Raw genomic sequence first — 12,350 nt, forward strand, 5'->3', positions numbered from 1 at the left:
GGGCCCGGGTGAGCGCCTCGGTCCCGAGAAGCCCGTGCGAGAGGACCTGGCGGCGGGCGACTACATCAACGAGCGCGGTGACTGGCGCCCATTAGCGATGCTGGAGGGTCGTGAGCTACGGCCGTCGGCGGGATCCCGACGTGGTTGGGGCCGTCGGTGCGAGCGCACAGCGCACTGCTGACCGCCACGGCGCGGACGGGCTGGGTGTACGGCTTCGACCGGATCTACGAGGCGCGCCGCGCCCAGGCCGACCCGGACGCCGAACACGGCCAGGCGCTCGGCTGGGAGCCGTCACTCTTCCCGCCGGGCGCCTGGGGCCTTGCAGGCCGCATGATCGGGTTGGTGTATCTGGTCGGTCGTGGTTGAGCGGCCTGGGTCGGATCGTCACCGACGGAGAGGCTGCTCGCGTTTCATCGCGTCGGCCAGTTGCTGGCGGGCCACGTACAGCGCCGTGTCCAACTGGCGGGTGCCCGTGATGACACACAGCGTGTACGTCGCGTCCTCGAGCTGGCGCATGGCCTGCGCGCTGCCACCGGACGCCGTGCGCCGTCTGAGCGTCTCGCAGCGTTCGACGAGATGGCGCAGGAGTGAAGGATCCGCTCTCAGCATGACGGCGGCCTCCGTCCTCCCCCCGGTTCGGAGCTATCCCTCCACTCCTACGGTCGCAGCCATCGGCGCTGGCCGCACCCGGGGAGCCTTACCTGGTCACACCTGCAGGAGGCGACCAAAGTACGATCACGCGTTGAAAATCGTCGCCTCTGCGCAGGCCGCGTACGGACACTGTGCACCGCTGGGGGAACGGTGCGGCCGGGCGAGCGGTCCCGTGGGTTGCGCAGGACCCGCAGGGTGCGGGGGCGACGTCGGGCATTCGGGCCCGCCACACTGCCCGTCCGGTTGATCGGTCCTGCGGCCCGTCCGGTTGCCGGCCAGCCGGGCACAGGCGCACCACCGGTTCCCCGAACCGTGCACAGACGCTCACCCGGGCAGGAAGGACACTGGCGGCCGGGCGTAAGCCAGTGTCATCGCTCAGGCCGGCGTGACGTTCTCGGCCTGCGGCCCCTTCTGCCCCTGAGTGACGTCGAAGTGGACCTTCTGGCCCTCACGCAGCTCCCGGTAGCCACCACCGGCAATGGCCGAGTAGTGGACGAACACATCAGGCCCGCCGCCGTCCTGCTCGATGAAGCCGAAGCCTTTTTCCGCGTTGAACCACTTCACCGTGCCGGTGGCCATGTCGGTCTCCCTCATCCATGATCGGGCGGCGCAGCACTGTGCCACGCGGCCGTAGGTTGCATCATCGTGGACCACCCGGGCGCTGGAAAGGAGAAACGCCCCGGAGTCACACCCTGCGTCGCGGCTACCCGCCACCCGCCGCAGCAGACTCTTGTCCCCGTCGCGGGCCGACTGGACGTGCTTGTCGCCGCTCCCCCGAACGACGAGGTGATGCGCTTGCCCACCGGCTCGCGACAGACCACAAAGCAGGGCGCTCTTGCTCTTACCGTACAGACATCAGGATCAAGGACGCTGAAACCACAGCAGAGGAGTCCTGGAGCCAGAAGTAAATCTGTCATGGTGAGAGTAGACATTGGGGCGCGCGGGGGTTAGTCTTGTCGTCGTACTCAGGAAGTCCAAGAGGGCGTGGCAGGCATGAACTGCCACGCGAGAACGCCTAGAAGGACACGGAACGGCAGGTCGGTGGCGGGGCCTGAGGTCTGGATCCCCGCCTCCGCCTGCCGGGCCGGAAGCAGTACCCGCGTTGTCCAGTGCAACCGCAACCGAATGAGGGAGGAGCAGACGCCATCAGGATCGCCCGGGCGAGGACGAAGAGACCGCTCGGGTACCGCAGGCCCCAGAACGGAAGGTGGTCCACGGTCACGCATCCGCGATCCCCGCAGCTCCGCCCTCCCAGGCGGGCCAGCGGAACAAGGAAGCCGGCGTGAAGTCAGCCGGCAGATGGTGTTGAAACCTCGGGGCCCGGGCGCTGCAGTAGCGCCCGGGCCCCCCGACGCGTCTTTCGAAAGAAGAGGTCTATGCCCCCTGCCAGTCCCCGCCCCGTCAACCCCCTTGACGACGACGACTACCCCGCCTACACCATCGGCCGGGCCGCCGAAATGCTCGGCACCACCCCCGCCTTCCTCCGTGCCCTCGGCGAACACCGCTTGATCGCCCCCCTGCGCTCGGAGGGCGGCCACCGACGCTACTCGCGATACCAGCTGCGCATCGCTGCCCGCGCCCGCGAACTCGTCGACGCCGGCACCCCTATAGAAGCCGCCTGCCGCATCGTCATCCTCGAAGACCAGCTGGAAGAAGCCCAGCGCATCAACCAGGAACTACGCGCCCACGGAACCAGCCAGCCAAAGACCTCAGCCTGACCCGGACTCGGCCGCGCCGAAACCGGCCCGGCCGAACAAGTGGGCAGATACGATTGCGAACCACCAGGTCATTGATCACGGGGGCAGGCGGTCGGGACGACGCGTTCTTCGCAGGGCTGGCCAGGTGAGTTCCGGGGCTGAAAGGAACAGTGCCCCGTCGTGGTGGTCCGTGAACATTTATTGTGAAACACCCACACTGACGGTCGGCGACCGGGGCAGGCAGCACATGAAACCGCAAATCGACTACGAGGCGGTCTTCCAGGCCCTGCCCGGCATGGTGGCACTGCTCACGCCGGATCTGGTGTACGTCGACGCCAACGAGGACTTCCTCCGGCTGGCCGGGCGCACCCGGGAGCAGCTGGTCGGTCGCTACATTTTCGATGTCTTTCCCGAGAACCCTTACGATCGCGCTGCGGTCGGCATGCGGGAGACCCAGGCGTCGATGCTGCGCGTGGTGGCGACCGGTGAGCGTGACACGATGGCGCTGATCCGCTACGACATCGAGGATGCCGAGCGGCCAGGTCGTTGGGAGGAGCGTTACTGGAGCCCGATCAACGCGCCAGTTCTCGGCCCGGACGGGCGAGTAGTGCTGATTGTGCACCGGGTAGAGGAGGTCACCGAGCTCATCCGCGCCCGCGGCGGCGCGGCCGTCGGTGACCGGGCGCGGGTGCTGGAGGCCGAGCTCTACACCCGCTCTCGTGACCTGCAGGAGGTCAATGAGCGCCTGCGCCAGGCCCACGCCCGCGAACGCGAGGTCGCGGTAGCTCTGCAGGAGGCCATGCTGCCCGCCCCCAGCTCCGTAGGCCACCACCGGGCGGCCGTGCGCTATCAGCCCGCCGTCGGCACCTTGAACGTGTGCGGCGACTGGTATGACCTGGCCGACCTGGCCGGCGACAGTATCGCAGTCGCCGTTGGTGACGTCGTCGGCCACGGCCTCACGGCTGCCTGTGTCATGGGACAACTGCGCAGCGCGCTGAGCGCGGCCTGCCGGGTGGCCGACGGCCCGGCCCGCGCCCTGGAGGCTCTCGGTCTGTACGCCCGCTTCGTCGAGGGCGCGGAGTCGACCACCGCCGTGACGACCTTCATCGACTGGGACCGTCACACCATCACCTACAGCAGCGCCGGTCACCCACCACCCGCCCTCCTCCACTCCGACGGCTCCGTGACCTTCCTCGACCAGGCCACAGACCCGCCGCTCGGAGCCCGCCCCGAACACGTTCCCCGCCCCCAGACCAGCACGCCGTTCCTCGAGGGCGCCACCTTGGTCTTGTACACCGACGGCCTGATCGAGCGCCGGCATGAGGACATCGATACCGGTCTGGCCCGCCTCGCTGACTCCCTCACCCGCCACCGGCACACGGACCCCGAATCCCTGGCCGACGCCGTCCTGGCCGACCTCCTCCCACCCGCCGGCAACACCGACGACATTGCTCTGGTTGTCGTCCGCCTGTGAGTGACTGCCACTGACTGAGGCACAGGTGCACCGACAAGGGCTGAACCGTTGGCTGAACGGTGTCTCCCGGGGGCGAAGGTGGCGCCGCGCTTGTGCATGGCTGGTCTCCAGAACCTCGCTGTTTGCATCCGCCGGTCGGTGGTCACTCGCCGTAGTAGTCCCTAGGTGGAAGGCGACTGGGAGTGAGTGATCGTGGCTCGAGAGCAGAAGGCAAAGGCCAAGACGGAGCAGGCCAAGGGCAAGGTCAAGGGAACCGTCGGCCGTGCGACGGACGACGAAGGTCTTGCGGCCGAGGGCCAGGCCAAGAAGTCGAAGGGCAACGTACGTGAGGCGAAGGAGAAGATCAAGGACACCTTCCGACGCTGACAAGGCACCTGGGTGGGTCCCCGTTCTCGGGGACCCACCGTCCGGGGACGACGGCGCGCTCCCGCGCGGCCCGACCTTGCTGCGGGAGATCACCACGAACTGCCGCAGGGATCTCGACCGATGTCACCATTGAGGTGAGACTGGGCGGCGCCGAGGACTCGGGAACGGACGTCGCGGGCCACGTCCAGTGCTCGGTGGCCGTCGGACCGGACGCAGCGTACGTCCATGCGCCAGCCGGAACCGTCGGGTGCCAGCGCTCTGCACGGGTCAGCGGCTGGAGCGCGAGCTCGGTGGAGAGGGGGGCGGCCGGGCTGTCGGAGCCGGGCTGCCACCGGTGCGGCGCTGCGTCTGGAAGGCGTTCAGGAGAAGGCCGCCGCAGTAACTGGCTGCTGGCGGTCACCGTTGTGATCGCCATGGTTCGGATGGCTTGTCGCCGCCCCGGCAGGGGTTGAGATCGGGCGTAGGCGTCCAAGGCCGCCTACTAACCCCTGCTGGCCGCCGGTGCCGTCAGGGGCATTCTCGACGCCTGCTCGTGCAAGCAGGCGGGGTAGATGTTCCCCCGGCCAGGACGAGGACGCCACTGCCACCGCGGATGAGGAGAGCCCCTGCGGCGAGGTGCCGGCGCCGCCACGCTCAGGCACCTTCGCGGCAGTCAGGGCGGCCGCCTTGCGGTGATCTGCTGACTGCCGGCCAAATGCAGAGGGCCAGACCTCGCCGCCCGCGGGTCTATCGCTCATTGGCTGCCTTTCACGAGGGCGAACGTGGCCCGTTCACCAGTGTCCGAGGTGCGCCCTCTCTTGAGGTGGGCAACAGTGGAAGCGGTGTCCATGTGCTGCCGGCCTCCTGCCCACCGAAAGGAAGTAACGAGATGTCGCAACGCAATACGGTTCTGCGCAGCCTGCACGACCTGGGGCTGGCCGCATGGTTCGGTGGATCCTTGATGGGCGCGGTGGGCCTGAATGGCGCGGCAAGAGCCGAAGGTGGAACGCCGGCGATCACGACGCGGGTCATGAGCTCCGGCTGGGCGAAGTGGGCGCCGGTGAACGCCACGGCTATCGGCACCCACCTGGTCGGCAGTAGTGGACTGCTCGCGGCGAACGCGGCACGGGTTGCCACCCAGCAGGGGGTGGCCGCCTCCACCGTTGCCAAGACGGTTCTGACCGGGGCTGCCCTGGCGGTCACCGCTTACAGCCGGGTGCTGGGCAAGAAGATCGAGCTGGCGTCCTCCGACGAGCCAGAAGATGCCGAAAAGGCCCGCGAGCACCCCGTCGACACGGAGAAGGCGCAGCGGCAGCTCGCCTTCCTGCAGTGGACGATCCCGTCACTGACAGGCGGCCTGCTCATCCTCAACGCGCTGCACGGAGAACAGCAGCGTCCCGAGGAGCAGGCCCGCGGGATGTGGCAGCGGGCCATGAGCAGGGCACCACACATGCCGCCGATGCCGCACATGCCACCCATGCCGGACTGGCGTTGGATGCAGCACTGACGATCGGGGGCTCCGCCGCCCGTGCGCACGGTCCGGCGACGGCTGCACGGTGCCAGTGGGCACGGACCGGCGATGTCGGAAGACCGGGTCGGTGAGGACGCGGGTGGGCTGCTGGCCGCGGGTGACCGACGACGGTCACGCACAGTCGTGCCGTCACAGAACGTGAGCCAGAGCACGAAGCCATCGCTGTAGTCAGCCAGGAAGCGGCCGATGCCGGCCATGAGGGCTTCGGCGGTCTCGTTACTCTCGCTCGGCAGGTGAACCTGGGCTCCGCTGTGCAGCCATTGGGGTGCTTCTTCCGGGGAACGGGCCGGAGGAGGGTGGTCGGATAAGTCACTCCGGCCACCCACTTCCGTCCGCTCTGTTCGCCGACAGTGGGTTACCAGACCCCGGTCTGTATGTACGGAGACGTCGCTCGGAAATTGCTGTCATAGCTGGCCCGGAAGACGTAGTTCGCGTCGGCGCGGGTCAGTCGGCCGGAAGTGTGGGCGTATCCGGTGCCGTCCGACAGGTAGGTCCCGTCGGAGAAGTTCCAGCTGCGGCCGCCGTCCGTGCTGTATTCCAGCCAGATCCACCCGCGCGGGTCCCAGCCGGAACCGACCAGCCGACCCCAGCCGTACTGGTAGCCGTTGTAATACCCGGAGCGCAGCTCGATGGTGATGCTGCCGCGCGTCCGCGGCACGTGGGTCACGCGGTTGGTCGTGGCCATCACCTGGTCAGTGTTGATCACTTCGGGTGCCGCCTGTGCGGGTGTGGCGAGCCCGGTCACGCCCAGCGCGCCCACTACCGTTGCAGAGCCCGCCGTGCGCAGCAGCGCCCTGCGATCCATGGATCGGCTCACGGTTTCCCCCTTCTGGCCTACTACGGGTCGCGCACAGCTTCGCAGAGGAAGACAGAGGACGCGGAGTCTTTTCGACTCTCGGCGAGTTCGCGCAGCGCCCCTGGCGAAGGGGTGGTGCGTGCGGGCCCTGGTCCCGATCGCTTGGGGCCGTATCACCGGGTCAGCACCAGTAGTTGCCGTGGCGTCCGGTGCCACTACGACCGTCCTGCGGAATCAGGCGGGGGGCCGGACGCATGTTCTGTTTCCTCTTGCGCGAGAACGAACGCACGCTGTCCGTCCGCAAGGTTCGATCAGGGGCAGCCGGACCTGCATCTCGGGGGCGTCCAGGCGGAGCCCGATGCCTTCGTCCGGGGTGCAGGCGAGCACGTCCGACATGGTCCGCAGGCCCCACGCGCAGGCGCAGTCGATGACCTGGAAGAGGTCTAGGCTTCACGCGCCGTTGCGGTGCGCGCCAATTGCTCATCCCAACGGCATGGTCACGTCACCGGACAGCGGCAACCCCTTCACCTTCGGTGCCAAGGATCTTGGCGGCCCGACGCAGGGACAACGCCCAAGCGTTGCCCCACCGGGTCTCGTCACTCTTCTCTTCCCCCTTCGTGGAGGTACTGTGCGCAACCTGCGCGGGACACAGACGGCCGCGATCGTCGCGGCCCTGACCGCCGTGGCGGTCCTGCCCGCCTCGGCCCAGGCCGATGACAACGCGCTTCCCGGGGTGACCGCCACCACGGAGACCCCGGCTCTGTACGGCGACGACGCCGGCGGCAACGCCGACGCCGACGACCCGGCGATCTGGCGCAACGCCGCCAATCCGGACGCCAGCCTGGTGATCGCCACCGCCAAGGAGGGCGGCCTGCGCGTCTACGACCTGGCCGGCAAGGAAGTGCAGTCGATAGCGGCGCCGCCCGCCCCCACCCCCGACGACAAGCCGGGCCGTTTCAACAACGTGGACCTGGTCTCCGGCTTCCCGCTGCCGACCGGCCGTGCCGACGTCGCCGTCGTCACCGACCGGGGCCGCGACCACCTGCGCATCTACCGCATCACCCCGGGCTCCGCCCAGCCGCTGACGGACATCACCGACCCGAACGCCCCGCTGGTCTTCTCCAGGACCCTGGACGAGGTCAACGACCAGGCCACCCCCTACGGTCTGGCCACCTGGACGGACAAGTCCACCGGCCGCTCCTACGCCGTAGTGAGCCGACGCAGCCGCACCCGGCTGGCCCTGCTGGAGCTGAAGGCGACCGCCACCGGAGCGGTCACCTACCGGCAGGTGCGCACCTACGACCTGCCCGCCTCCTTCACCCTCCCCAGCGGCCGGCCCTGGACCCCCTGCGCCGACCCCGGTGACCTTCCGCAGGTCGAGGGCATGGTCGTGGACCCGGTGAACAAGGTGCTCTACGCCGGTCAGGAGGACGTCGGCATCTGGCGGATGCCCGCCGACCTCAGCGGCAAGCCGAAGCTGATCGACAAGGTGCGCGAGTACGGCGTCCCCGCGACGTACGACGAGGCGACCGAGGAGTGCGTCGCCGGTGCGGATCCCGGCTACGGGGGTACGCACCTGTCCGCCGACGTCGAGGGCCTGACCATCCTCGACGAGGGCGGCGGTGACGGTTACCTGCTCGCCTCCAGCCAGGGCGACAACACCTTCGCCGCGTACGACCGCGAGGTGACCGACAACAACGAGTACGAGAGCGGCTTCCGGATCACCGCCGGGACCGTCGACGGCTCCGAGGAGTGCGACGGCGCGGCCGTGCTGAACGCCCCGCTGGGCTCCCGCTACCCCAACGGCCTGCTGGTGGTGCAGGACGGGCACAACACCCCGGACGAGACAGTCGAGCCGGGGGAGACCCGGGACAACACCAACTTCAAGTTCGTCGATCTGGGCAGGCTCACCGACGCGCTGGACGGCGACGGCTGAGCGCATCACCGCGGCGGACCGCGCGGTTCCCTGTTGTCCCTTGCCGAGCGAGTGAGAGGGAGCAACAGACCAACACTTGACGCCGATTCATCGGGGGTTTGCCCGGTTCGCCGGTCAAACCCTCGTCTCGGAATTGCCCGGCCGCACACATCCTGCGTTCTCGGGCTGATACCGGGCCGACGGCCACCTGGCGGACGGAGATAGCTGACGGGCCTCTGCTCGGGTGCTGGGTCCCGCCAGGCCGATCATCGCCCGGCGGCGCGGCCGTCCTCGCCAGGCGCTACGACAAACGCGACTACATCTTCAACGGCACCCTGGCCGTCACCGCGATCGTCATCTGGCTCCGAGACATCGTCCAAGAGCCATCACAAACGGCCAGAACGGCCTAGTAGCTGTCGTAGCTGGGGTTGCCGTTCGGCCGGTAGACGCCGATGATGGTGCCGCCCTTCGTCGTCGAGACGCTGACCGGCTCCAGCGCAGTGGGGATCGCTCCGTCGCCGAACAGCCGCTTGCCGGTGCCGATGATCACGGGATGGATGGTCAGCCGGTACTCGTCGACGAGGCCGTGCTGCATGAGGGTCTGGGCAAGGTCGCCGCTGCCGACGACGTTGATGTCGCCGCCGTCGGAGGCCTTCAGCTTGCGTACGGCATCGACGACGTCGCCCTCCAGCAGCGTGGAGTTCTGCCACTCGACGGACGTCAGGGTCCGAGACGCCACGTACTTGTGCATGCTGTTCATCCGATGGGTGAACGGGTTATCGGGATCCGCGGTCGGCCAGTACGACGCGAAGATGTCGTACGTCTTGCGGCCGAGCAGCATCGCGTCGGAGTGCTCGTACCAACCGGCGATGGCCGTGCCGACCTCGTCGTCGGCCACCGGTTTCTGCCAGCCGCCGTGCTCGAAGCCGCTGTCAGCGTCCTCGTCCGGACCGCCCGGCGCCTGCATGACGCCGTCCAGCGTCAGGAACGTGCAAACGATGATCTTGCGCATGGTGCGCTCCCTTCGTCGACGGGTAGACCGCACAACCGCCGGAAACTCATCGGCGGAACTTCCGTGGCCAGGGCGTGTATCGAAAGTGGATCACGGGACTCGGCAATGCCGGACGGGTCACGTGGCTCGGTCGTGTGGTCGGGCGCCTGCGGCGACAAGCATGGCGATCGTTTCGGGGTAGGGGCCGGTCATCGCCCATTCAAGTGGTGAACGGCCCATGCCGTGGTCTTCGCGGAGATTGGGGTCGGCGCCGTGGGCGAGGAGTGCACGCACCGTCTCGGTATGGCCCCAGCACGCGGCCGCGCACAGGGGCGTGCCATCCGCACCGCTTCCGCTCTCGGTGTCGGGCAAGGCCCCGGCTGCCAGCAGACGCAGGACGTTGTCGGCGGCTCCGGTGACTGATGCGGCGTAGAGAGGCGTGGTGCCCTCGGTGGTGCTGGCCTCCGGGCAGGCCCCGGCTCGCAGCAGAGCGTGGATCTGGGTGCTGTCGCCGAATGTCGCCGCCTCGACGAGACGCCTGGACAGTTTCTTCTGCCGCCGCCTGTTCACGATCGCTCAGACTAATCAAGAGGTGAGCGAGGGGCTCGGTCAAAGCCACTCGTTGATGGCTGCAGCCAGGACGGTTGCCTCGTAGCGGACCGCGAGTTTGTCGTACCCGCGTGGCAACGGCGCGGTGCCTTTTGAGGCGATTGATGCCGCACTCGACCGCGTGCCGGGCCTCGTACTCCTCGGGATCGAATTTCGGCGGACGGCCACCACGCGAGCCGAGCTTCTTGCGGTTGCGGGCCTGATCGGCCTTGTCCGGGATGGTGCAGCGGATGCCGCGCCGCCGCAGATAGGCACCGGTTGTTGCGGGCGGCGTACGCCCTGTCGGCGCGCACCCGCCGCGGCCTGGTGCGCGGTCTGCCCGACCCAATCGGGGCACCCGGGCCCGGCCCAGGACGGCCTCGACCGCAGTGCGGACCCGGAAGCGTATGCCGTCGATCAGCTGCCGCCGGGTCCATGTCGGCAACCGGCCTGGCTTCTTGCCCGCGCGCGTCTTCGTACCGCACTCGTGTGGCTGACGACCCCGTCTCATAACCTTGTGCCTGAAGACGTCGGATGCCATGTGTGTCCACTTGAGGAGGCGATGGTGCTCGGAAGAGGCACGTGGTTGCTCGCGGGCGCCATGACCGCGGTCTGCATGGTGCTCGTCGGCCCCAGTGCACCAGGCGGCGCACTTTTGGCCAGGTCACTGCCCGTTGAAGCCGTCAGGGATGTCGTACCGAACCGTGTCATGACGTGGAACATCTGCAACCCGTGCGAGGCAAGCAACGCCGACCGGGCAGCGGAGATCGCCACGTATGCTCCGCAGGTCATCGGGCTGCAAGAAGCATGCGTGCGTGACGTCGAGGGGATCCGCAACCATCTGGAGAGCCTTCACGGGTTGGTGTACCACGTCGAGTACGGGACCGTTCTGCGGAATTGGGGCCGCTGCGGGGGAGTGCCGTGGAGTGCGGGGGCCTACGGGCAGGCCATCCTCTCGGTGGCACCGATGACAGACCCTGTCAGCGTGGAATACCCCGACGGCGGATCAGAGGACCGCGGCTACATGGCGGTCACCACCACTGTGGGCGGTCAGCCCGTCCGGGTCTTCAACACGCACCTCGCCCAACGACGTCAGGAGACGGTCCGGGCAGGCCAGACCGGCGTACTCGCCGCAGACGTCGCCCGGCACGACCGCGCGATCATTCTCGGCGACTTCAACGCCGTGCCGGACGCCCCGGAACTCGCCGGGATATGGGCACTGGCCGCAGATACGGACCCCCAGTGCCGTCCCTCGTCCACCGGCATCTGCAAGCCGACCACCGACTGGCAGAGCAAGTTCGACTACATCTTCCTGCGCGGCTTGGTCCCGCTCGAGCACCGTGTGCGTCCGACCCCGTACTCGGATCACCACATGCTCTACACCGACCTGGACCCAACGTGAGCGGACGTCGTGACCGGCTCGGCTGGTGGGCCCTAGGGCGTGTCCGATGGGTCGTGGAATCGCGTGGGCTCAACGAAGCACTCCGGCGATGATGGGTGGGTGTTCTACGAAGATCTCAGCGAGTACGACTACCGGGACGAGGATGCGTTCACGGACAGGGAGTCGGGCTTCTACGCGCTCTGGTACCGCCCGGCGTACACCCGCCTGAACATCGGGTGGCTGGAAGCCGGCAAGCCGTACTCGACAGGGACGGTCCCCACGGTGGTCGTAGAGAAGCTGAAGGCTGTTCAGGAGGTCCAGTGGATGAACGTCTGCCTCGGGGTGCACGAGTGCGACCTGTGTCCTGCGGGTGAGGCTCCGGAGGGCAACGGGGAGGTGCGGATTCCGGGTGGGCCCGGCTTCGCTTATGCCGCTCCGTTCCTGATCACGCACTACGTCACCGCCCACGGCTACCGACCGCCGCAGGCCTTCATGGATGCCGTTCTCGCTGTCGATCTGGGCGTCCGCACGGTGGCCCGACGTCCCTTTTCCCTGGGTTCCGGAGGACGCGGAACGCATGTTGGAGTAGAGGCGAGCGAGGCTCACGTACGCAGCCAGAGCCGGATCGAGGCGACGGTGACCGGCCCGTGGAAGACATAGGCCCGCTTGTCGTAACGGGTCGCCACCGCACGGAAGATCAACCGCCAGCGGCGGGGCAGCACTGGCGGCCGTCCGACGGGGTTCGACAGAGAAGTCCACCGACGCCGCAACGAAGTGGAGCGGACGATCGACCGGCTGATCTGCGGCGTCGCCAGATCAAGCGCCCCCGTCCGCCTCGGCGGTGAGTTCCGCCGTGCGGATGCCCTGGGTCCATTCGGCGTCGTGGCGCCAGTCCATGGCGTAGGCGGCCACGCTTTCGGGCGGCAGCGGGATGACGCGCTCGGCCGTCACGTCCGTCGTCATGGCGTCAGGCTTCCGCCT

The 12,350-nt window shown here is 68.3% G+C and carries 12 protein-coding genes and 4 pseudogenes; 9 read left to right on the forward strand and 7 right to left on the reverse strand.

Going from position 1 to position 12,350, the window contains the following annotated elements:
• The first annotated feature begins 156 nt into the window (after window positions 1–156).
• The gene (locus tag ACFPZJ_RS26215; RefSeq protein WP_381026305.1) at window positions 157–366 is read left to right on the forward strand and encodes a hypothetical protein; all 210 of its coding nucleotides are present in this window, start codon (window positions 157–159) and stop codon (window positions 364–366) included.
• Window positions 367–384: 18 nt separating this feature from the next.
• Here ACFPZJ_RS26215 and ACFPZJ_RS26220 read toward each other — a convergent pair whose 3' ends face one another.
• Window positions 385–609, reverse strand: a complete 225-nt coding sequence (locus ACFPZJ_RS26220; RefSeq protein ID WP_381026308.1) for a DUF5133 domain-containing protein — start codon at window positions 607–609, stop codon at window positions 385–387.
• Between the two features lie 417 nt (window positions 610–1,026).
• Entirely contained in the window at window positions 1,027–1,230 is a 204-nt protein-coding gene (locus tag ACFPZJ_RS26225; RefSeq protein ID WP_381026310.1) for a cold-shock protein, read from the reverse strand.
• Between the two features lie 797 nt (window positions 1,231–2,027).
• Between ACFPZJ_RS26225 and ACFPZJ_RS26230 the strand changes: the two genes are divergently transcribed.
• From ACFPZJ_RS26230 to ACFPZJ_RS26245, 4 genes are all read left to right on the forward strand, one after another.
• Window positions 2,028–2,369 (forward strand): MerR family transcriptional regulator, encoded by a 342-nt coding sequence (locus ACFPZJ_RS26230; RefSeq protein WP_381026313.1) that lies wholly within the window; start codon window positions 2,028–2,030, stop codon window positions 2,367–2,369.
• Window positions 2,370–2,595: 226 nt separating this feature from the next.
• Complete coding sequence (locus ACFPZJ_RS26235; RefSeq protein ID WP_381026685.1) at window positions 2,596–3,822, forward strand: PP2C family protein-serine/threonine phosphatase; 1,227 nt, start codon at window positions 2,596–2,598, stop codon at window positions 3,820–3,822.
• A gap of 192 nt (window positions 3,823–4,014) precedes the next feature.
• Window positions 4,015–4,188, forward strand: a complete 174-nt coding sequence (locus tag ACFPZJ_RS26240) for a CsbD family protein (RefSeq protein ID WP_381026315.1) — start codon at window positions 4,015–4,017, stop codon at window positions 4,186–4,188.
• 868 nt (window positions 4,189–5,056) lie between these two features.
• Window positions 5,057–5,674: a hypothetical protein gene (locus ACFPZJ_RS26245; RefSeq protein WP_381026318.1), complete on the forward strand. Its 618-nt coding sequence runs from the start codon at window positions 5,057–5,059 to the stop codon at window positions 5,672–5,674.
• A gap of 379 nt (window positions 5,675–6,053) precedes the next feature.
• Here ACFPZJ_RS26245 and ACFPZJ_RS26250 read toward each other — a convergent pair whose 3' ends face one another.
• Entirely contained in the window at window positions 6,054–6,515 is a 462-nt protein-coding gene (locus ACFPZJ_RS26250) for a hypothetical protein (RefSeq protein ID WP_381026321.1), read from the reverse strand.
• Window positions 6,516–7,122: 607 nt separating this feature from the next.
• Between ACFPZJ_RS26250 and ACFPZJ_RS26255 the strand changes: the two genes are divergently transcribed.
• Window positions 7,123–8,430, forward strand: a complete 1,308-nt coding sequence (locus ACFPZJ_RS26255; RefSeq protein WP_381026323.1) for a phytase — start codon at window positions 7,123–7,125, stop codon at window positions 8,428–8,430.
• A 385-nt stretch (window positions 8,431–8,815) separates the two neighbouring features.
• Here the strand turns inward: ACFPZJ_RS26255 and ACFPZJ_RS26260 are convergent, their stop codons facing one another.
• The 3 genes and pseudogenes from ACFPZJ_RS26260 to ACFPZJ_RS26270 all read right to left on the reverse strand — a co-directional run.
• A complete protein-coding gene (locus tag ACFPZJ_RS26260) occupies window positions 8,816–9,421 on the reverse strand; it encodes a dihydrofolate reductase family protein (protein ID WP_381026325.1) in 606 nt (201 codons plus the stop codon).
• Between the two features lie 117 nt (window positions 9,422–9,538).
• On the reverse strand, window positions 9,539–9,970 hold the full coding sequence (locus ACFPZJ_RS26265; RefSeq protein ID WP_381026328.1) for an ankyrin repeat domain-containing protein: 432 nt from the start codon (window positions 9,968–9,970) through the stop codon (window positions 9,539–9,541).
• A gap of 39 nt (window positions 9,971–10,009) precedes the next feature.
• A pseudogene (locus tag ACFPZJ_RS26270) lies at window positions 10,010–10,364 on the reverse strand (transposase); the annotation flags it as partial.
• 186 nt (window positions 10,365–10,550) lie between these two features.
• On the opposite strand from ACFPZJ_RS26270, the gene ACFPZJ_RS26275 reads away from it, so the two are divergent.
• From ACFPZJ_RS26275 to ACFPZJ_RS26285, 3 genes and pseudogenes are all read left to right on the forward strand, one after another.
• Window positions 10,551–11,390, forward strand: coding sequence for an endonuclease/exonuclease/phosphatase family protein (locus ACFPZJ_RS26275; RefSeq protein ID WP_381026688.1), 840 nt, complete (start codon window positions 10,551–10,553; stop codon window positions 11,388–11,390).
• Between the two features lie 99 nt (window positions 11,391–11,489).
• Window positions 11,490–11,816: pseudogene (locus tag ACFPZJ_RS39910) on the forward strand (DUF7919 family protein); the annotation flags it as partial.
• 243 nt (window positions 11,817–12,059) lie between these two features.
• Window positions 12,060–12,167 (forward strand): annotated as a pseudogene (locus ACFPZJ_RS26285) (IS5/IS1182 family transposase); the annotation flags it as partial.
• A 24-nt stretch (window positions 12,168–12,191) separates the two neighbouring features.
• Here the strand turns inward: ACFPZJ_RS26285 and ACFPZJ_RS26290 are convergent.
• Window positions 12,192–12,332: pseudogene (locus ACFPZJ_RS26290) on the reverse strand (SRPBCC family protein); the annotation flags it as partial.
• Window positions 12,333–12,350: the final 18 nt, after the last annotated feature.

It is taken from the genome of Streptomyces bullii (assembly GCF_042657145.1).
Lineage (GTDB): Bacteria > Actinomycetota > Actinomycetes > Streptomycetales > Streptomycetaceae > Streptomyces > Streptomyces bullii.

Excerpts from the sequence above, each read along its gene's own strand:
- ACFPZJ_RS26220 (WP_381026308.1), bottom strand. The coding sequence starts at position 609 with ATGCTGAGAGCGGATCCTTCACTCCTGCGCCATCTCGTCGAACGCTGC.
- ACFPZJ_RS26225 (WP_381026310.1), bottom strand. The coding sequence starts at position 1,230 with ATGGCCACCGGCACGGTGAAGTGGTTCAACGCGGAAAAAGGCTTCGGC.
- ACFPZJ_RS26230 (WP_381026313.1), top strand. The coding sequence starts at position 2,028 with ATGCCCCCTGCCAGTCCCCGCCCCGTCAACCCCCTTGACGACGACGAC.
- ACFPZJ_RS26235 (WP_381026685.1), top strand. The coding sequence starts at position 2,596 with ATGAAACCGCAAATCGACTACGAGGCGGTCTTCCAGGCCCTGCCCGGC.
- ACFPZJ_RS26245 (WP_381026318.1), top strand. The coding sequence starts at position 5,057 with ATGTCGCAACGCAATACGGTTCTGCGCAGCCTGCACGACCTGGGGCTG.
- ACFPZJ_RS26260 (WP_381026325.1), bottom strand. The coding sequence starts at position 9,421 with ATGCGCAAGATCATCGTTTGCACGTTCCTGACGCTGGACGGCGTCATG.
- ACFPZJ_RS26275 (WP_381026688.1), top strand. The coding sequence starts at position 10,551 with ATGGTGCTCGGAAGAGGCACGTGGTTGCTCGCGGGCGCCATGACCGCG.